The sequence below is a fragment of the Sphaerisporangium sp. NPDC049457 genome (assembly GCF_055586705.1).
In genome coordinates this window covers 77,774-96,459 of sequence record NZ_JBVJHR010000012.1, presented here as the reverse complement: position 1 = coordinate 96,459, position 18,686 = coordinate 77,774, and the positions used below count along the sequence as shown (strand labels likewise).

The following is an 18,686-nucleotide window of genomic DNA, read 5'->3' as shown; positions in this document are numbered from 1 at the left end:
GACCAAATAAGCGCATTTGGTCACATATTCACTGTGAGCGAGGCCATGTCGTCCCCCGATCCCCACCCCGCACCCCGCGCCGGTCGCGCGGCCCCCACCGCGGCGGCCGAGCCGCCCGCCCGCGAGCGGCGGGCGCACCGCATCCTCGACGCCGCCGCCGAGCTGATCCTGCGCTGGGGATACGACAAGACGACCATCGACGACATCGCCCGCGCGGCGGGGGTGGCCAAGGGCACGATCTATCTGCACTGGAAGTCACGCGAGGCGCTGTTCGCCGCACTGCTGCGCCGCGACCGCGTCGCCATGCTGGAACAGGTGCGCGAGGGCCTCGCGGCCGAGCCGGCGGGCGCGACGCCCCGCGCCATGTTCCGGCACCTCGCCCTGGCGTTCATGACGCGGCCGTTGATGAAGGCGAGCCTGCTGAGCGACACCGAGGTGCTCGGCAAGCTGATCCGCCAGAAGCCCACCGTGCAGACCTCCGTGGCGATGCGCGCGTTGTCGGACACCTATCTGGGCACGCTGCGCGAGCTCGGGGCCGTGCGCACCGACCTGTCGGCGGTCGAGCAGGTGAACGTCATCAGCGCCGCGCTGTACGGCTTCTCCATGATCACTCCGCGGCTGCCCGAGGATCACCGGGTCTCCGGCGAGCGGATGGCGGAACTGCTCGCCGAGACGCTGCACCGCGCCCTGGACGCCGGCCGGCCCCTCACCCCCGAACAGACCGCGACGGCGACCCGGGCGGCCCTGGCCTATCTGGACGAGGCGCTGCGCGTGGCCCGCGACAGGCTCGGCCTGTCCCTGACGACGACCGATCTCGGAAAGGACTACCGACAGTGAGCGAGCCGCCTCTGGTCCTGCCCCTGGCCGACACCGCGGCCGACCTCGCCCTCGCGGGCGGCAAGGGCGCCTCGCTCGCCCGCATGGCCGCCGCCGGGCTGCCCGTCCCGCCGGGCTTCCACGTCACCACCGCCGCCTACGAGCGCTTCGTCGCCGAGAGCGGCCTGCGCGACGCCATCCTGACCGCCGTCAGCGAGGCGGGAGGCCTCGACGCGGCGGACGACGGAGGCCGCGCCGGAAACGGCCGCGACCTCGGCACCGCCGCCGTGGGCGGGCCGTACGACGGGGCCGAGCGTGCGATCGGGCGGCTGTTCGCCGGGCACGACCTTCCCGAGCCGGTCGGCGTGGCGATCCGCGAGGCCTACGCCGCGCTCGGCAGGCCCGCGGTCGCCGTGCGGTCCTCGGCCACCGCCGAGGACCTGCCCGGCATGTCCTTCGCCGGGCAGCAGGAGACCTACCTCGACGTCCAGGGCGAGGACGCCCTACTCGCGGCCGTCAAGCGCTGCTGGGCCTCCCTGTGGGGCGCGCGGGCCATCGCCTACCGCGAGAGGAACGGCGTCGCGCAGGATGAGGTCACCATGGCGGTGGTCGTCCAGGAACTGGTGCCCGCCGACGCGGCCGGCGTCCTGTTCACCGCCGACCCGGTCGGCGGCGCGCGCGACCGCATGGTCGTGAACGCCGCGTGGGGACTCGGCGAGGCCGTGGTCGGCGGCCGGGTCACCCCGGACACGGTCGTCGTGGCCCGGCCGGGCGGAGCCGTGCTGGAGCGGCGGACCGCCGACAAGGCCGTGATGACCGTGCGCGCCGGCGGCGGCACCGCCGAGGTCCCGGTGCCCGGCGACCGGCGGACCGCCCCGGTGCTGGACGACGCCCAGGTCGCGGCCCTGGCCGATCTCGGCGAGCGCGTCGAGAAGCTGTACGGCCGGCCGATGGACGTCGAGTGGGCCCTGCTGGGCGGGCGGCCGTCCGTCCTGCAGGCCCGCCCGATCACCGCCCTGGACGCCGCGACGCCCGCCGACATGTGGAACGACAGCCTCGCCGGCGACTGCCTGTGGAGCAACGGCAACCTCGGCGAGGCCATCCCGGACGTGATGACGCCGAGCACGTACTCGTTCGTCGAGATCTTCATGTCCGGCGCCATGCGCACCTCGTCCGTCGCGGAGTTCCGCGCCTACGGGCGCATCGGCGGCCGCTTCTACATGAACCTGAGCCTGGCGGCCACGATCTCGGCGGCGTTCGGCATGCGCAGGCGGTTCACCACGTTCATCGAGCCGGTCTTCGGCAGGCTGCCCGCGGACATGGACATCCCGATGGTCCCTCTGCCGCGCCTGCGCATGATGCGGCCGATCCTCGCGGCGGCGTTCGCCCTCAAACGCGAGGTGCGGGCCAACCTCCGCAGGATGCCGGAGTTCTTCGCCACGGCGCCCGCGCGGTGCGAGCGGCTGCGCGAGCGCGCCGCGGCCGCCCCGACGGCGGCCGGACTGGCCGCGCTGTGGCGCTCCGAACTCGGCCCGTACCTGCTCGAATGCTCACACATGCTGGAGGCCGCCACCCGGCAGGACAGCGGGGCGCTCGGCCTCGGCCGCATCAAACTCGCCAGGCTCGTCGGCGAGTCGGAGATCGCCGACCTGAACAGCGGCCTGCACGGCGGCGACTCCGGCCTGGCGAGCCTCGGCCTCCTCGTCGGCCTCGACCGGCTGTCCCGCGGCGAGATCGACCGGGACGCCTTCGCCCGCGAGTGGGGCCATCGGGGGCCGAGCGAGTTCGAGGTCTCCATCCCGCGCCCCGGCGAGGACCCTCGGTGGATCGATGCCCAGCTCGCCGGCCTCCGCGAGGCCGAGCACGACATCGACGCGCTGCTCGCCCGCCAGCGGGAGCGGCGGGCCGCCGCGTGGCGGCGGCTGGCGGAACGCCACCCGCGCCAGGTGCGGCGCACCAGGCGCCTGGTCGTGCGCATGACCAAGGCGCTGCGCGACCGGGAGGTGGCGCGCTCAGAGGTGGTGCGGTCCTTCTGGGCGCTGCGCGCCTTCGTGCTGCGCGCCGGGGAGCTCACCGGACGCGGGGACGACATGTTCTTCCTGTCCATCGACGAGATCCTCACCGTCCTGGACGCCTCCCCCGCCGGCGCGGAGCCCACGAAGGACGCGCAGGCCGCCGAGGACGGGTCGCCGCTCGCGGCCGTCGCCGGGCGGCGCGGGCTCTATGAGCGCTACCGGGCGCTGCCGCCGTACCCGGCCCTGATCAGGGGACGGTTCGACCCCTTCCGGTGGGCCGCCGACCCACAGCGGCGCGGCGACGTGTACGACGAGCGCGACCGGCAGGCTCCGGCGCGCGAGGCGGTCACCGGCTTCCCCGGGTCGGCCGGCGTGGTGGAGGGCCGGGCCAGGGTCATCGCGAGTGTGGACGAGGGCGGGGCGCTCCGGCCGGGAGAGATCCTGGTCACGACCGTCACCAACGTGGGTTGGACGCCGCTGTTCCCCCGGGCGGCGGCCGTCGTCACCGACGTGGGCGCCCCGCTGTCACACGCGGCGATCGTCGCCCGCGAGCTCGGCATTCCGGCGGTCGTCGGCTGCGGCAACGCCACCACCCGGCTGCGCACGGGCGACCTGCTGCGCGTGGACGGCGAGCACGGCACCGTCGAGGTTCTGTGACGGCCGTGCGGTCAGGACGCGGCGCCGTGGTCGGCGGCGATGGCGTCCACGCGGGCGGCGAGGGTGAAGTCGTACTCGGTGAGGCCGCCGGCGTCGTGGGTGGTCAGGACCAGGTGCAGGCGGCGCCACCGGATGTCGATGTCCGGGTGGTGGTTCATGGCCTCCGCCTGCTCGGCCACGTCGTTGACGATGGCGATGGCCGTGCGGAAGTCGGGGGCGACGATGGTGCGCCTGATCTCGTCGCCCTCGCGCCTCCAGTCGGGCACCGCGCTCAGCCGAGCGGAGATCGCCGCTTCGTCCAACCTGTCCATGCCAGGAGTTTCGCACGCGGCCGGACGGCTTGTCGCGCGGGGCAGGCCGGTCCGGCTCACCGCGGGCCGGTCCGGCCTACCGCGGGCCGGTCCGGCCTACCGCGGGCCGGTCCGGCCTACCGCGGGCCGGTCCGGCTCACCGCGGGGCCGTCCGGGTCACTGGCGGGCGGCCACCGACGCGCCGTAGCCGCGTTCGACGATCAGGCCGGCCATCTCCTCGTACGCCTTCGGGTCCTCGGGGGCGTAGGTCGCCAGGCCGTCGACGTACCGGTTGTACATGCAGAACGCCGCGGCGATGAGCACGGTGTCGTGGATCTCCACGTCGGTGGCGCCGGTCTCGCGCGCCGCCCCGACGAGCTCGGGGGTCACGTCGGTGCCGATGCGCTGGACGGCGGCGGCGACGCGCAGCAGCGCCTTCATCTTGGCCGAGATGGGCGCGGTGTCGAGGTCGGTGCAGGCGTGGACGACGGTCTCCGCGCCTCCGGGGAGCTGCGCGGCGGCGAACGCCGCGTGCGAGGCGTGGCAGAACCGGCAGCGGTTCAGGTCGGACACGTAGGAGGCGATGAGCTCGCGTTCGCCCCTGGTCAGCGTGTTCTCGCCCCGCAGCAGGATCTCGGCGAGCTCGTTGAGCACCTTGGCGGTCTCCGGCCGGTACAGCATCAGCCCGACGATGCCGGGCGCGTCGTTCCCGAGTTCGATGTGCGGCATGGCTCTCCCTTGCATGGATGACAGGCGCGCTGTCTGGGTGACGGACGCGCGCGGGTGCGGCGCGATGGCGTGCCCGCGCGCGCCGGGGTGGGGACGGTACGGTCAGACCCCGACGAGCTGACAGGTCGCCGTGGACTTCTTGGTGGAGTCGCTCTCGGAGGTGGCGGTCAGCGTCAGCCTGGCCAGGTGGTCGCCGTCCTTGGCCCGCTGGGCGTAGACGGGCACCAGGGTGCTGTCGCCGAACCCGACGGCGGCCAGCCGGTTCGGCGCCCACGCCGACCAGCCCCTGCCGTCCACGGTCGCCGACAGGCGGTAGACGTCCGACTTCAGGTAGGCGCCGACGTCCTCGGGGTGCTGTCCCCGGGGCGCCGCGGCCTTGCCGGTGTTGGCCAGCGGGAAGCGGCACTCCGCCCACTCGGTCCCCCTGGTCACCGCGGCGCTCGGCAGGACCCTGACCCCGCGCCGCTGCGGGCCGGCGCCGTCCAGGGAGCGGACCGCGACGGTGTAGGACAGCACGCCCTTCTTGTCGCGCCGGACGTCGAGCACGTAGAAGTGCAGGCGGTTGGCCCGGTCGGCGTACTCGTACTCGCTGCCGGAGTCGGCGCCCGCGTGGAACAGGGCGTCGGACAGCTGCCGGTAGTCGCCGATGGTGATCGGGACGCGCGCGCCGTCCGGCAGGACGTAGTCGGTCATGCCGATGTCCTGCGGGTTGGCGTCGATGACCCACTCGAACGGCGCCTGGTCCTGGTTCTTGGTCTTGGCGAGCAGCACGCCGGAGTCCGGGGTGAAGGAGTCGGAGCCCATGCGGTCCACGACCTCGATCGTGTAGTTGTGGTAGCCGCCGCCGTCGCAGAACGGGTCGGTGGCGGGGTCGCACGCGGGGCTGAGGTCGCCGGTGCCGAGCGCGATGTTGACGCCCGACAGTTCCTTGTCCCCCGGCCGCGCCTCGCGGGCGGTCACCCTGGCGACGACCAGACCCGACTCTGCCAGGGCCTCGCGCGACAGGCGCAGGACGTTCTTCTCGTCCACCATCTCCAGCTTGATCTTGTTGCGCAGCATGTGCTGGGCGCCCATCGAGGCGCCGCCGGTGGGCGGGATGGTCCACCGGCTGTGCGGGCCGCCGGGGCCGTTGAACGTGCCGCGGCTCAGCATCTCCCACGGACCGGTGTAGTCGCGACGCGGCGGCACGCCGAACGGGTTGTTGTAGTTGTCGCCGATGCCGAGGATGTGGCTGAACTCGTGGGCGTAGACGCTCTGGCCCGAGCTCTCGGCCTGGGTGGAGGAGCCGCCGCCCGCGTTGGGCCAGATGGTGGACGCCGAGGCCCAGGAGGTCCACTCCACGTACCTGGTCCTCGCCCAGTTGGGCAGGGCCGGGTCGGGCGGGCCGTAGGCGTCGGTCACCTGCTCCTTGGCCGGGAACTTGATCGGCCCGAACTCCTGCCAGGTCGACGACTCGTCCTGGCCGGCGCTGAGGTAGAAGACGAAGTCGTACTCGCCGACGGTCGCCTCCCCCACGTCGGCGGCCCAGGCGGCGCGCCCGTCGGTGCGGATGTTGCGGTTACAGGTGTCCCCGGCCGGGCAGCCGGTGCCGGCCTGGAACTCCATCGCGTACTCGTGCGACTTGCCCGGCATCTCGTACGGGCCGAAGGCGGTGAGGTCGACGCCGTACCGGCCGCCGGAGTCCTCCATCCAGTACTCGTTGATGGTGTGACCGCGGTTGAGGTGGTTCGGGGTGTTGAGGAAGTCCTTGTAGAACTTGGCGACCTTGTCGCGGGGGATGTCGTGCGCCTCGGTGCTGGGGTTGCCGAACACGGTCGAGTGCGGGGGGCGGGTGACCACGAAGGGCTGGCCGGGATAGTCGAGCAGGACCAGCGCGCCCTTGAACGTGCGCTTGGAGGGGACGCCCGCCGGGTCGGCCCAGGTGGTCCCCGGTACGGGCTTGTAGTCCTCCCACGTCATGTGGTCGGGGTTCTTCCAGTTCTGCGGGTCGATCACGGCGGGGCCGCCCGGCCCGCCGCGGAGCGGGGCGGCGGGCTCCCCCTCCTGCCACGGTTGCCGTCGCGGCCAGTGGTCGGCCTGCCAGGGATTGGCCGGCTCCGGCGGCGGTTCGGCGAAGGCGGGCGTCGCGGCCAGTCCCACGGGGGCCAGCACGGCGGCGAGCACCAGTACGGTCAGTCGTCTCTTCCTGCGATGGGCCGACGACTCGCTCACGGTCTCACCCCTCCGCCTGGACCGGCGAGCGACCCAGGGCGTGACAGACGTCTTTGCCGGAGATCATCCATCACTTGACCGGTCTCGGATAGGGGTTTATCCGACAAATGGCGAATAGTCCCGGCAAGCGGAGGGTGAAACGCGAGGCGTGCGCGGCTCGGGGCCGCCGCTACTCGGCTACTCGGCTACTTGACGGCGCCGGCGGTGAGGCCGGACTGGATCTGCCGCTGGAAGATGATGTAAACGATCAACATCGGCAGGATCGCCATGCTCAGCGCCGCGAACAGCCCCGGCCAGTCGGCCTCGTACCCGGCGCTGGTGTTGATGTTGGCGATGCCCTGGGTGATCAGCCACTTGTCCTCGACGTTGCCCGACAGCAGCACGATGGGCAGCAGGTACTGGTTCCACTGGCCGAGAATGTTGAAGATCGTGATGCTGATCAGGCCGGGTTTGGCCATCGGCATCATGATCTGGAAGAACGTCCGGGTGTGCGAGCAGCCGTCCATCATGGCCGCCTCGGCCACCGACGTGGGCAGCGTCTTGAAGAAGGCGCTCAGGAAGAAGACCGTGAACGGCAGCGAATAGGCGATGTAGACCAGGATCACGCCGGTGTAGGTGTCGGTCAGGCCGAAGCCCCGCACCACGAAGAACAGCGGCACCAGCGCGAGGAACACCGGGAAGGCCAGCCCGGACACGAACAGGAAGTAGACCGCCCTGTTGCCCCAGAACCGGTAGCGCGACAGCACGTAGGCGGCCATCGAGCCGAACAGCATCGTGAAGAACGTGCTCACGCCCACGACGAAGACGGTGTTCAGCATGTACCTGCCGACGTGCGCCTTGTCCCAGGCCCGTCCCCAGGACGCCCAGCTGTAGCTCTGCGGCAGCGCCAGCGGCGCGTCGCCGACGATCTCGGGGTTGGTCTTGAACGAGGCGAGGAACGTCCACAGGATCGGGCCGACGACGAGGATGGCCCACACGATCAGCGCGAGGTGCGACAGGGCGCCGAACACGCCGACCGGGTTCCGCGGGCGCCGGGGCGTGACGGCGCGCGGCGCCCCGGCCACGCGCACCGCATCGGTTTGGAGCGCCATGTCTAGAACTCGATCCTCTCGCGCCGCGTCACGCGCAGGCTGAGCGCCGCGAACGTGATGGTCAGGAAGAACAGCGCCACGCCCATCGCCGAGGCATAGCCGAACTTGGAGAAGTTGAACGCCGTCCGCCAGATCTCCAGCGGCAGCACCGTGGTGGCGTTGTCCGGCCCGCCCCGGTCGACCGACAGCACCTGCACCAGGGCGAAGCAGTCGAACGCGGCGATGCCCAGGTACACCCAGCCGACCTGGATGGTGTCCCAGATGAGCGGGAGCGTGATGCTGAAGAACAGCCGGAACCGGCCCGCTCCGTCCAGGGCCGCCGCCTCGAACACGTCGCGCGGGATGGCGGACATGCCGGCGGAGAACAGCACGACGTAGAACCCGACGGACTGCCAGACGACCACGCCCATGATCGACCAGAGGGCGAGGTCGGTGTCGATGAGCCAGCCCACCGGGTCGATGCCCACGGTGGCGAGCAGGCCGTTCAGCACGCCGGTCCCGTCAGGGCGGTAGATGGCCTGGAACAGGACGCCGACCACGGCCACGGCCAGCACCTGGGGGAAGAAGTACACCACCCGGTAGAACCGCGACCCCCAGACGCCCTTCATCTTGCCGCTCCCGCTGCCGCCCCCGACGTTCAGCAGGAACGAGAAGAACAGCGCGATCGCGATGGTGATCAGCGGCATGGCGAGCAGCAGGAGGCCGTGGTGGCGCACCGCCGCCCAGAAGACGTCGTCGCCCAGCAGCCGGCCGAAGTTCTCGAAGCCGATGTACTGGGGGTTCGCCGAGATGCCCTTCCAGTTGGTCAGCGAGATGTAGAACGCCTGGATGTACGGGCTGATCACGAACACCACGTACAGGACCAGCGGGATCGCCAGGAAGGAGACGATGAACCCGTAGGTCCGCATCTGGGCAGAGAGCAGCCTCGCGGCCAGCCCGCCGTCGCCATGCCGCATGGTCTACTACACCGTCCGGTTCTGCTTGGTGATGGAGGAGTCGGCCTTCACCGAGTCGGCCTTCTTCTGCATGTTGGCGCAGAACTCCTCGGCCGAGATGCGGCCGAACATCAGCGAGTTGGTCTGCTTGCGCAGCTCGGTCTCGAGCTCCTTGTACCAGTTCTCGAAGCTGCTGTAGGTGACGATGTTGCTGCCCGCCGCCGTGAGGGCGTCGTTGACGCTCTTCAGGCCGGGGCTGAGGGTGAGCCCCTCGGCGGCGCCGCTGACGACGGTGAGGCTGCCGGACTTCTCGGTGAAGCCCTTCGCACCCTCCTTGGAGAGCATGATGCGGGCGTACTCCAGCGCGCCGGCGGTGTTCTTGCCCTTGGCCGGGATGATGTACGGCTCGCCGGCGGCCGAGCGGATCGCCTCGAACGGCATCTTGTCGGCCGAGGTCAGGCTGGGGGTCGGCGTGACGGCGTACTCGAACGAGGCGGGGGTGTTGGACTTCTGCTCGTTCTCCAGCCAGGAGCCGGACGGGTACAGCGCGACCTTGTCCTGGTTCTGCCGGGTCTGGACCTCGGTGTGGATGAGCCCTTCGTAGCTCTTGTCCATGAACTTGCCGATCTCGGCCCACGCGGCGGCCGACTGCTTGATCGAGTCGCGGTTCCAGACGCCGTCCACCAGGTTGTCGATGTCCATCAGGACCTGGTTGCCCTCGACCTTGGCGGCCGTGATCAGGATCATCCAGTACTGGTAGTAGGAGGCGTTCTTGCCGGCGTAGGCGTACGGGGTGAGACCGGCCTTCTTGATCGTCTCGCAGAGGGTCTTGAACTCGTCGAAGGTCTTCGGCGGGGCCCAGCCCTTCTCCTGGAAGAGCTTGCCGTTGTACCAGAGGCCGTAGCCGCTGGAGACGTAGTTCAGGATGTACGGCTTTCCGGCGACGAGGCCCGACTCGTACGTGCCGGGGATCAGCGTGTCCTTGATCTTCTTGCTCGGGTCGTCGATCGAGGGGGCCTCGAACAGCGGGGTGAGGTCCAGGAGCTGGCCCTCGGACTGCAGGGCGCCGTTGTCCATCAGGTCGGAGCCGGAGTTGGCGATGAAGTCGGGGACGTCGCCGCTGGCGAAGCGCGGCTGCAGGGTCTGGGCGATCTGCTGCGTGGCGACGTGCTTGACCGAGGCCTTCGGGAACTCCTTCTTGTACAGCGGCTCGTGCACGTCGGTGGCGTAGCTGTCGCCAAGGCCGCCCTTGAAGATGACGACTTCGAGCGGGGCGTCCGCCTTGACCCCGAAGGGGTTGGCCGCCGACGTCGCGGCGCCGCTCGCGGTGGCGCTCGGGGCGGCGGTGCCCGTGCCGCTGGTCGCGCAGGCGCTCAGCACGCCCGCCGCCGGTCCTGCGACGAGTGCGGTAAGGCCTATCCGGCGGAGCATCTGCCGCCGGGTGATCTCTCGGGGCGTGCCGGCGGAGTTGGACATGCAACCCTCCAGAAATGGGACTATCAATTAGGAAAGTTTCCTAAACGTTTGGAGGAACGTACGTCCATCCCCCTACACCGTCAAGTGGTATGGGCCAACCCGTGATCGAGCTGTGGCCGACCAGCGTTCGACCCGCGACGCGGGGCGACGCCGGGGCCTTCGCGAAACCCCGGTGTAACCTCACAACAGCACAGGTCATGGGCCGATGATGGCACAAACACCCCATAATTCGACACCCCCCGAAGCCGGTCTAGACCAGTCGGCCCGCACCCCTGGACCCCGCCCTCACAGGTCCGGTCGGCTCCCCGGCCGCGAACCCGCCGGGGTCACGATCGGGTAACGGCGTCCCCTGCGGAAAGCGAACGTCCGGAGAACCCAGCGCGCGGCACGGCGGCGCGGGACGGCGGTTGCATGACGGCGGTGAGGGGGACGGCGGCGGGGCGTCCGGCAGGCGGACCGATCCGCCGGAACGCGACCGGAACGGCTAGCGTCGGAACAAAACCGAACGAATAGGCTTTCACCGCCCACGTTCTCCGTCCCCGACCCCGCCCGCACCGCCTCGATCCCAAGGAGCACGAGCTTGCCGCTCCAGATGACCGGCGCTCCCAGCGACCCCGACCTGATCCGCCTGCCATGGGATCTGCCGTTGGAAGAGTGGCCCGAGCACTACCTTGTGACGCTGCCGCGCGGCATCTCCCGGCACGTCGTCCGGTTCGCCCGGCTGTCCGGGCGGGTCTACGCGATCAAGGAGATCAGCGAGCGGTACGCCAAGCGCGAGTACCAGCTCCTGTGGGACCTGAGCCGTCTGGACACCCCCTCCGTCGAGCCGGTGGCCGTGGTCACCGGGCGCACGTCCACCGACGGGGAGCCGCTGGACTCGGCGCTGATCACCCGCCACCTGCAGTTCTCGCTGCCCTATCGCGCCGTGCTGTCGGGGACGCTGCGCCCCGACACCCTCATCCGCCTGCTCGACGCCCTGGCCGTGCTCCTGGTGCGCCTGCACCTGGCCGGCTTCTTCTGGGGCGACTGCTCGCTGAGCAACACCCTGTTCCGGCGGGACGCGGGCGCGTTCGCCGCGTACCTGGTGGACGCCGAGACCGGCGAGCTCCACCCGGTGCTCACCGAGGGCCAGCGCTCCCATGACATCGACGTCGCCCACGTCAACATCTACGGCGAGATGCTCGACCTGGAGGCGGGCGGCCTGCTGCACCCCTCGATCGACCCGCTGGCCTTCGCCGAGCAGCTCATCGAGCGCTACCACCGGCTGTGGGCCGAGCTCACCCAGGAGGAGATCGTCGAGGAGGTGGAGTGGCACCGCATCGACCAGCGCATCCGGCGGCTCAACTCCCTCGGCTTCGACGTCGCCGAGATGATGGTCAGGCGCAAGGCCGGCACCGCGCGGCTGATCGTACGGCCGAAGGTCGTGGACGCCGGCCACCACCAGCGCCGCCTGCTCCGTCTGACCGGGCTGGACGTCGAGGAGAACCAGGCGAGAAGGCTGCTGAACGACCTGGACTCCTTCCGGGTCGCCAAGGGGCTGCGGCACGAGGACGAGGCGATCGTCGCGCACCGGTGGCTGGCCGAGACCTTCCAGCCGACCGTCAACGCGATCCCCGCCGAACTGCGCGGCAAGCTGGAGCCGGCCCAGCTGTTCCACGAGGTGCTGGACCACCGCTGGTACATGTCCGAGGCCGCCGGGCGCGACGTCGGCCTGGAGGCGGCCGTGAAGTCGTACATCCAGACCGTGCTGGTCTTCAAACCGGACGAGAAGGCCGTCATCGGCGAAGACGGGCAGACTCCCGACCCCATCAGTCCCTGACCCGCCCCGCCCGCCCGAACACCGCCGGCCCGGACGCCGCCGGCCCGGACGCCGCCCGCCCGGACGCCGCCGACCCCGGCAGCGCCGGCCCCCGACGAGTGGTCGCAGGTGCGCGGCCGCGCCGCGCTGGTTACCGTGGAGGGATGGAGAGGATCCTGGTGAGCGCCTGCCTGGTCGGCCGTCCGGTGCGCTTCGACGGCCGCGCCAAGACCCTCGACGACATGCTGCTCGCCCGGTGGCGCGCAGAGGGGCGGCTGGTGCCGTTCTGCCCCGAGATCGGGGGCGGTCTGCCAGTGCCGAGGCCGCCCGCCGAGATCGAGGACGGCGGCGGCGGCGGCGCCGTGCTGTCCGGCACGGCCCGCGTCCTCACGGCCGAGGGCGCCGACGTCACGGGGCCCTTCCTGGCGGGGGCACAGGCGGCGCTGGAGATCGCCCGGTCGATGGGCGTCAAGCTCGCCGTCCTGAAGGAGGGCAGCCCGTCCTGCGGGAGCCTGCGCATCCACGACGGCACGTTCGGCGGCCGGGTGACCCCGGGCGCGGGGGTGACGACGGCCCTGCTGGAGGCCAACGGCATCCGCGTCTTCGGCGAGGACCGGCTCGCCGACGCCGCCGCCTTCCTCATCGACCTGGAGTCCCCCGCCTCCTGATCGGCCCGGCCTCGGAAACCCTCACCGGCGGACCGCCGTACAAGTGCGTTCAAAAGCCAGGTCGGCCTGGATCACTACCAGGTACACGGATGGACGCCCTGGCACCGGCGTATCACCCTGGCCATGCTCGCGCCGGCCCTCCTGGCAGCCCTGACCGCCACCCAGCCCGACAGCCCCGAAGGCCATATCCGGCTGACCGTGCCGGAGATCCGCCGCCTCCTGGCCGCGCTCGTGCTCGCCTCGCATCACCCGATCGAGCACATCTTGCACCGGCCACTGGCGACGACGCCATCAAGCCATCGCCCAGCGCTGCCACTACCAGCGCAGACCCCAACCATGATCCGGAAATGTCACTGGAGTACTAGGCTCGCAATCATGAAGCGCTCGACGAGCGTGGTGCTTGTGGCCGTCTGCCTGGGGGGCGCTGCCTTGGTAGCTCTTTTCTTCCGGACGCTTCCCGAGGTGTGTACCGCTGAGGATGACCGGCTCGCCGCCTCCTTGGCCACGCTCAGCATCCTTGATGCTCATCCGGTGACCGCCACGCCTAAGGGGGAACACGTCTCCGATTGCTACAGTGACGGCCGGGTAGTGAATGTCGGGCGGTCCTATCGCGCTTCAGGCCCGGCAGCCGATGTGCTGTCCTTCTATCGAGACGCCGCGATCAGGGATGGCTGGAAGCCCTCTCCGAAGGACGAAGGCGAAGGGGTGAACTGCTTTGTCAAGTCCGTCGGCGGCAGGAACGTTGACCTCTCGGTTTGGTTCCTGGAGGTGGAGAGCGGGAAGTACGGCGATAACTACGAAGTTGCCGTGAGCTCCTCCATCGTGGCCGGCGGGGGCTGGTGTTGACATCGAGGATTCCCGGAATGCTTCGAGCCTCGACCGCTGGCTACGGGATGTGGGCTGACGACAACGGTGACGACAGCGTCGACCAACACAGGCACACGGTGGCAACCGTCCACAGCCTTCTGACCTCGTATCGGTCGAGGGGAGCAGGGTAATCTGGCGTCGGCCTTGAAGGCGAAGCAGCGATAGAAGGCCAGCTCGCCGGTGGTGACATTGCGCCGGATCAGCAGCCACCGGTATCCGGGCTCGCCGACATCGATCCGGGTCCACGCCCAGGCGTAGTAGCGCGGTCCCTTGGCTCCGGCCCCGGCACTGTAGCGGTGCCAGGCCATCACCCCGGCGGCGATCTGAGCCACCGGCCGGTCGCAGCCGTCGCCCAGCGCTGCCACTACCAGCGCAGATCCCAACCATGATCCGGAAATGTCACTGGAGTACTAGGCCGCCATTTCCTGCATTTCGGGATAAGTACTTTGGTGTGGGCATTTTCGGTGCGGTACCGAGTGGCGTTCAGCGGTAGGTCTTCGATCTGGTCGGCTAATCCTTCTACTTGGTGAGACATCCTTCTATCTCCCGGCTTTCCCCGCTATTTACGCAGAATCGGCTGCCTCGACCGGCTCCCTAGAGTGAGCCGCCAAGTACGAAGGGATCGACCGGCGAGGAGTCGACCATGCTCGACATCGAGGACTGTCTCACCGACATCCTGGCCATTCCAGGTGTGCTGGACGCGCTCGTCATCGAGGACTCCGGCGGCGCGGCCGTCGCCGCCGGAAGGACCGGCGCGCAGTCCGACCCGCAGGAGTCGGCGACCGCGCTGACCCGCATCCTGCACGCGACCTTCGACGGGCTGGCCCTGACCTCGCCCGACGGGACGGTGCGGGTCGAGGACGTCATCATCACCTCCGACAAGGGCCACCACCTGCTGAGACCTTTGGAGACGCCGCTCACCGGACCGATCCTGCTGTACATGCGGCTGGACCCGGAGCGGGCGAACCTCGCGCTCGCGCGCCACCGCCTGCGCGCGATCTCCGGGCGGCTGATCGCCACGTGAGCCATGTTCCCGCCCAGCGACTGGAGGCCGTCCTCGGCGACCTGGCCCGGGGGCGCGCCACCGGATCGCTCAAAGTGGGCCGCGCCGGCACGGTGTACCTCGCCGATGGCCGGGTGACCTACGCGGAGAGCCCGAGCGCCCCCGGCGTCGAGAAGATCCTCGTCGCGTCCGGCCGGGTCAGCGCGTCCGCGTTGCGCGCCGCCCGCCGCCCGGCCGCCTCCTGCGCCGACGTCGCGTCCCACCCCACCGCCTGGCAGGGGCTGCTCACCCGAGGCGAGCTGCAGTTGTGCGTGCTCGGCGCGATCCTCGACGCCGCGTTCTTCGTGCTGGGGGGCACCGGGACGCGCCACCGGTTCAAGGAGGGCGACCGGCACCGGTTCGGCGACCGGTGGTACTTCGACGTCGCCGGGCTGTTCCGCGAGTGCCGCCGCAGGAGGGTTCAGTTGGACCGCGTATGGCCGTACCCCGACCTGGACTCCCAGCCGGTGGTCATCACTCCGCGCATCACCGCCCAGCGCGTCGTGCTCACGCCCGTGCAGTGGGAGGTGCTGCTGAACGCCGACGGGACGGCCACGCCGCTCGACCTGGCGCGGCGGCTCGGGCGGCCGGCGTACTCGGTGCTGCTCGCCGTCCGGCAGTTCGGCGCGGCCGGGCTGCTCGTGGCCACGGAGAACGCGGCGGCGCTCATCCCGCCGGACACCGCCACGAACGCCGCCGCACCCGTCCCGGCACCGCCCTCCCCGGCGCCGACCTCTGCGGCGACGTCCCCACCGGCAGAGTCACCACCACCAGAGTTCTCACCGGCGGCGTCGCCACCGGCGCTGCCGAAGCGGGGCGGGCATGCGGGCCCGCGCGCGGACGCCGCGCCGCCCGCGGCCGTCCCCGGCCCCGGAGCCCCGCCGGCGTCCGGGGCTCCGCCGGTGAACGGCGATCCCACCGACATCAGCACGCTGATCAGGCTGCGCGACGCCCTGGAGAGGCTGCTGTGAACAGCGCAGTGGACGCCGCCGTCGACCAGGACGCGACGGCCGCCCCCGACGCGACGGCGTCATGAGGCTGCGGCCGCCCAAGCGGGCCGGAAAGAGGCTACCGATGGATCTACGCCGTGACGTGCACGAAGAGACGCTGCTTCTCCTGGAACGCATGGACGAGGTGACCGGCGCCCTGGTGTGCACGGTCGACGGGATGCTCGTGACGTCCGACGTGCGCGCCGACGCCGAGCAGATAGCCGCGCTGACCTCGGCCCTGCACGCGATGAGCCACCGCATGACCGACCTGATCCAGGCCGGCGCCCTGGAGGAGACGCTGATCTCCGGCGCCGGCGGGTACGCGGCCTGCTACGCCGCGGGCCCCCAGCTCGTTCTCACCGTCCTGGCGGCCAGGGGAGCCAACCTCGGGCTGCTGCGGATGGAGGGACGCAAGACGGCGGCGCGACTCGCCGCCATCGTCGAACGGGCGCCGGCCGCCCCCTGAAGGCGCCGGCCCCACGTGACCCATGAGAGGAACAACGACGAACATGGCCAGCATCGATATCTCCCTGAAGGAGATGATGGCCGTCGACGGCGCGATCGGCGCCGCGGTGGTCGACTACAACAGCGGCATGGCGCTCGGCACGCTGGGCGGCTCCAAGGATCTCGACCTCCAGGTCGCCGCCGCGGGGAACACCGAGGTCATCAAGGCGAAGCTGCGCACGATGGAGGCCCTCCACCTCAAGGACGGCATCGAGGACATCCTCATCACGCTGAGCGGCCAGTACCACATCATCCGCCCGCTGTCCGGCCGCGGCGGCAAGGGTCTGTTCCTGTACCTGACCCTGGACCGGGGGCGCGCCAACCTGGCGATGGCACGGCATTCACTCCGCACCATCGAGGAGAAGCTGGACGTATGACCCCCGCCCGCCGCCCCATCCAGGGGCGGCGCGCGTCCGATCAGCGACGCCGGCGCCTGGCCGGGGATCCCGCCCCGGCCGGCGACGGCGTGCGTCCGGTCAGGGACGGTGGGCGCGTTCGGTGAGGTCGGTGACGGCGTCGACGATGTCCCGCCAGAGCTCGCGCGGCAGGTCGTGCCCCATCCCCGGGAAGGTCAGCAGCTTGGCCCCGGGGATGGCGTCCGCCGTCGCCACTCCGCCGGGCAGCTGGACCAGCGTGTCCGCCTCGCCGTGGATGACCAGGGCGGGAACCGTCAGCTCCCCGAGGGCGGCGGTGCGGTCCCCCGAGCCCCTGATGGCGGCGAGCTGGCGGGCGAACCCGGCCGGATCGTGGCAGCGGTCGAAGCTCTCGCCGGCCAGCCGGGCGACGCGCTCCTCGTCCATCGGGTAGCCGGGCGAGCCGATCACGCGGCGCGACTCGATGGCCCGCTGGACGACGGCGTCGCGTTCCGGCGCCGATCGGGTGAGCAGCACCGCCATGGCCTCGGGGGTCGGTGACCCGATGTGCGGGGCCGGCGTCGACATGATGGAGGTGAGGCTGAGCGTCCTGGCCGGATGGCGGATGGCGAACGTCTGCGCGATCATCCCGCCCATCGAGACGCCGAGCACGTGGGCGCGGTCCCAGCCGAGCGCGTCGAGCAGGCCGGCGGCGTCGTCGGCCATGTCGTCGAGCAGGTACGGCGGCGCGGCCACGACGCCGTCCGGCCCCGGCGTGAAGTGGGGCACGCCCGCGTCGTGGAAGTGGGTCGACAGGCCGACGTCCCGGTTGTCGAAGCGGACGACCCGGTGCCCGCTCTCCGCGAACATCTCGCAGAGCTCGTCGTCCCAGTTGATCATCTGTGAGCCGAGGCCCATGATCAGTAGCACTGGTCGTCCGGCCGGGGAGCCGAATGCCTCGTAGGCGATCTCGACCCCGTTCGTCGTCGCGCGGTTCATGCCGACAGAATTACATTCTGTTTCCCCTGGCGACAAGCCCCCACGACGGCCACCCTCCCAGCTCGCCCGGCCGAGGACCGCACCGCCACGGCTCGCGCCTGCCGATGGTCACCGGCCGGGCGGGACGCCGATGACGGACGTGCCGAGGACGAGGTGCCCGGTGGGATCGCAGCCCAGCAGCTCTTCGAGGAGTTCGTCACGGAGGGCCGCGGTGAAGGTGATGTGCAGCCCGGCCGCGGTGGCCAGCAGGTAGACGGTCTGGCTGAGGTGGCCGACGTCCATCATCAGGCTCCGATAGACGCGCGGGAAGGTGTACTTCCACTGGTTGCGGGCGATGACGCTGGTGTAGAAGATCAGCGCTCCGGCGCCGCCGACCCAGTCCTGGTCGCCGACCGCGGCCACCAGCCGCCGGTCGTCCAGGCGGCGGTCGAGGTACTCCAGGGTGTGGTCCGCGGCGGCGTAATGGTAGGCGCCCGGGGCCAGCCCCTGCACGTTGCGGGCGTACAGGTAGATCTCGGTCGGGTGGCGGGCGCCGCCGGAGGGGCTGGTCTTGAACACCCGCTGCCAGGAGTCGGTCAGCACTCCGCCGGGGTCGAGGGTGACACCCGCCTGGGTCAGCGGGCCGTCGGCACGCGGCAGGGGGCCGGCCGCGGTCTTGAGCAGGGCGGCGACGGTCTCCAGCGGCAGCGCGGCGGCGCCGAAGTCGCGGCGGGTGCGGCGCCGGTGCAGCACGTCGATCAGGTCGCGGTGGCGCCAGACGGCGGGGTCGGCGTCCGGCAGCGGGTGGCGTGTGGTGCCGGGCAAGGACAGGAACGCCGGAGGCGGCGGATCGGTGAGAACCTTGGCCTCGAGTTCCTCGTTGTCCTGCTCGGCGGTGCGCATGGCGGTGCCGGCGTGGGATCGGGTGGAGAAGTGGTACGCGCGGGCAAGCGGCCCCCACGGCCGCCACGCCCCTTCGATGGCCTGTTCGCGCTGGTGACGAGGGCCGTCCTCAGTGATCAGGATGTCGTGCTCGGCCAGGACGGCGGCCGTCTTGTGCCAGTGGTCGGCCTCGTTCGCGTCGTCCGACATCTCACGGACGGAGTCCAGGTCGCGGAAGGTGGTGAACCAGCGCAGCACGCGCTCGACGCCGTCGGCGAGGGCGAACTGGCGGTGGGCGAGGTAGTCGTCCCAGACCAGTTTGCCGTCGTCCCACATGAGGGCACCGCAGGCGGACAGGCGTACGTTCACCATGGCCTCTGTTCTT

At 70.9% G+C, this 18,686-nt stretch carries 17 protein-coding genes and 2 pseudogenes; 10 read left to right on the top strand and 9 right to left on the bottom strand.

Annotated elements, in window-relative coordinates:
• Positions 1 to 33 precede the first annotated feature (33 nt).
• Positions 34 to 837 (top strand): TetR/AcrR family transcriptional regulator, encoded by an 804-nt coding sequence (locus tag ACZ6QO_RS19960; RefSeq protein WP_465852620.1) that lies wholly within the window; start codon positions 34 to 36, stop codon positions 835 to 837.
• Complete coding sequence (locus tag ACZ6QO_RS19955) at positions 834 to 3,488, top strand: PEP/pyruvate-binding domain-containing protein (RefSeq protein WP_465852618.1); 2,655 nt, start codon at positions 834 to 836, stop codon at positions 3,486 to 3,488. The genes ACZ6QO_RS19960 and ACZ6QO_RS19955 overlap by 4 nt, the downstream gene beginning before the upstream one ends.
• Positions 3,489 to 3,499: 11 nt before the next feature.
• Here ACZ6QO_RS19955 and ACZ6QO_RS19950 read toward each other — a convergent pair whose 3' ends face one another.
• The 6 genes from ACZ6QO_RS19950 to ngcE all read right to left on the bottom strand — a co-directional run bounded on the left by ACZ6QO_RS19950 (position 3,500) and on the right by ngcE (position 10,220).
• Positions 3,500 to 3,799 (bottom strand): 4a-hydroxytetrahydrobiopterin dehydratase, encoded by a 300-nt coding sequence (locus tag ACZ6QO_RS19950; protein ID WP_465852616.1) that lies wholly within the window; start codon positions 3,797 to 3,799, stop codon positions 3,500 to 3,502.
• 156 nt (positions 3,800 to 3,955) lie between these two features.
• Positions 3,956 to 4,507 (bottom strand): carboxymuconolactone decarboxylase family protein, encoded by a 552-nt coding sequence (locus ACZ6QO_RS19945; protein WP_465852614.1) that lies wholly within the window; start codon positions 4,505 to 4,507, stop codon positions 3,956 to 3,958.
• Positions 4,508 to 4,609: 102 nt separating this feature from the next.
• Positions 4,610 to 6,718 carry a M6 family metalloprotease domain-containing protein gene (locus ACZ6QO_RS19940; protein WP_465852612.1) on the bottom strand — a complete coding sequence of 703 codons (2,109 nt, stop codon included), beginning with the start codon at positions 6,716 to 6,718 and terminating at the stop codon, positions 4,610 to 4,612.
• Positions 6,719 to 6,903: 185 nt separating this feature from the next.
• Positions 6,904 to 7,809, bottom strand: coding sequence for a carbohydrate ABC transporter permease (locus tag ACZ6QO_RS19935; protein ID WP_465852610.1), 906 nt, complete (start codon positions 7,807 to 7,809; stop codon positions 6,904 to 6,906).
• A gap of 2 nt (positions 7,810 to 7,811) precedes the next feature.
• Positions 7,812 to 8,765, bottom strand: coding sequence for a carbohydrate ABC transporter permease (locus tag ACZ6QO_RS19930; RefSeq protein ID WP_465852608.1), 954 nt, complete (start codon positions 8,763 to 8,765; stop codon positions 7,812 to 7,814).
• Between the two features lie 6 nt (positions 8,766 to 8,771).
• A complete protein-coding gene (gene ngcE, locus ACZ6QO_RS19925) occupies positions 8,772 to 10,220 on the bottom strand; it encodes an N-acetylglucosamine/diacetylchitobiose ABC transporter substrate-binding protein (RefSeq protein ID WP_465852606.1) in 1,449 nt (482 codons plus the stop codon).
• A 580-nt stretch (positions 10,221 to 10,800) separates the two neighbouring features.
• On the opposite strand from ngcE, the gene ACZ6QO_RS19920 reads away from it, so the two are divergent.
• The 4 genes and pseudogenes from ACZ6QO_RS19920 (at position 10,801) to ACZ6QO_RS19905 (ending at position 13,532) form a co-directional block, all read left to right on the top strand.
• Positions 10,801 to 12,039, top strand: coding sequence for a DUF4032 domain-containing protein (locus ACZ6QO_RS19920; protein ID WP_465852604.1), 1,239 nt, complete (start codon positions 10,801 to 10,803; stop codon positions 12,037 to 12,039).
• A gap of 143 nt (positions 12,040 to 12,182) precedes the next feature.
• Positions 12,183 to 12,686, top strand: coding sequence for a 2-thiouracil desulfurase family protein (locus tag ACZ6QO_RS19915; protein WP_465852602.1), 504 nt, complete (start codon positions 12,183 to 12,185; stop codon positions 12,684 to 12,686).
• A 45-nt stretch (positions 12,687 to 12,731) separates the two neighbouring features.
• Positions 12,732 to 13,026 (top strand): annotated as a pseudogene (locus ACZ6QO_RS19910) (IS701 family transposase); the annotation flags it as partial.
• A gap of 35 nt (positions 13,027 to 13,061) precedes the next feature.
• Entirely contained in the window at positions 13,062 to 13,532 is a 471-nt protein-coding gene (locus ACZ6QO_RS19905; protein WP_465852600.1) for a hypothetical protein, read from the top strand.
• A gap of 170 nt (positions 13,533 to 13,702) precedes the next feature.
• Here the strand turns inward: ACZ6QO_RS19905 and ACZ6QO_RS19900 are convergent.
• Positions 13,703 to 13,894, bottom strand: a pseudogene (locus tag ACZ6QO_RS19900) (IS701 family transposase); the annotation flags it as partial.
• 302 nt (positions 13,895 to 14,196) lie between these two features.
• Between ACZ6QO_RS19900 and ACZ6QO_RS19895 the strand changes: the two are divergent.
• The 4 genes from ACZ6QO_RS19895 to ACZ6QO_RS19880 all read left to right on the top strand — a co-directional run bounded on the left by ACZ6QO_RS19895 (position 14,197) and on the right by ACZ6QO_RS19880 (position 16,465).
• Positions 14,197 to 14,577, top strand: coding sequence for a roadblock/LC7 domain-containing protein (locus ACZ6QO_RS19895; protein ID WP_465852598.1), 381 nt, complete (start codon positions 14,197 to 14,199; stop codon positions 14,575 to 14,577).
• Positions 14,574 to 15,566 carry a hypothetical protein gene (locus tag ACZ6QO_RS19890; protein WP_465852596.1) on the top strand — a complete coding sequence of 331 codons (993 nt, stop codon included), beginning with the start codon at positions 14,574 to 14,576 and terminating at the stop codon, positions 15,564 to 15,566. The genes ACZ6QO_RS19895 and ACZ6QO_RS19890 overlap by 4 nt, the downstream gene beginning before the upstream one ends.
• Before the next feature lie 103 nt (positions 15,567 to 15,669).
• Complete coding sequence (locus ACZ6QO_RS19885; RefSeq protein WP_465852594.1) at positions 15,670 to 16,050, top strand: roadblock/LC7 domain-containing protein; 381 nt, start codon at positions 15,670 to 15,672, stop codon at positions 16,048 to 16,050.
• A 43-nt stretch (positions 16,051 to 16,093) separates the two neighbouring features.
• Positions 16,094 to 16,465 (top strand): hypothetical protein, encoded by a 372-nt coding sequence (locus ACZ6QO_RS19880; protein WP_465852592.1) that lies wholly within the window; start codon positions 16,094 to 16,096, stop codon positions 16,463 to 16,465.
• A gap of 99 nt (positions 16,466 to 16,564) precedes the next feature.
• Here ACZ6QO_RS19880 and ACZ6QO_RS19875 read toward each other — a convergent pair whose 3' ends face one another.
• Complete coding sequence (locus ACZ6QO_RS19875) at positions 16,565 to 17,440, bottom strand: alpha/beta fold hydrolase (protein ID WP_465852590.1); 876 nt, start codon at positions 17,438 to 17,440, stop codon at positions 16,565 to 16,567.
• A 108-nt stretch (positions 17,441 to 17,548) separates the two neighbouring features.
• Positions 17,549 to 18,673, bottom strand: coding sequence for a SagB family peptide dehydrogenase (locus ACZ6QO_RS19870; RefSeq protein ID WP_465852588.1), 1,125 nt, complete (start codon positions 18,671 to 18,673; stop codon positions 17,549 to 17,551).
• Positions 18,674 to 18,686 lie beyond the last annotated feature (13 nt).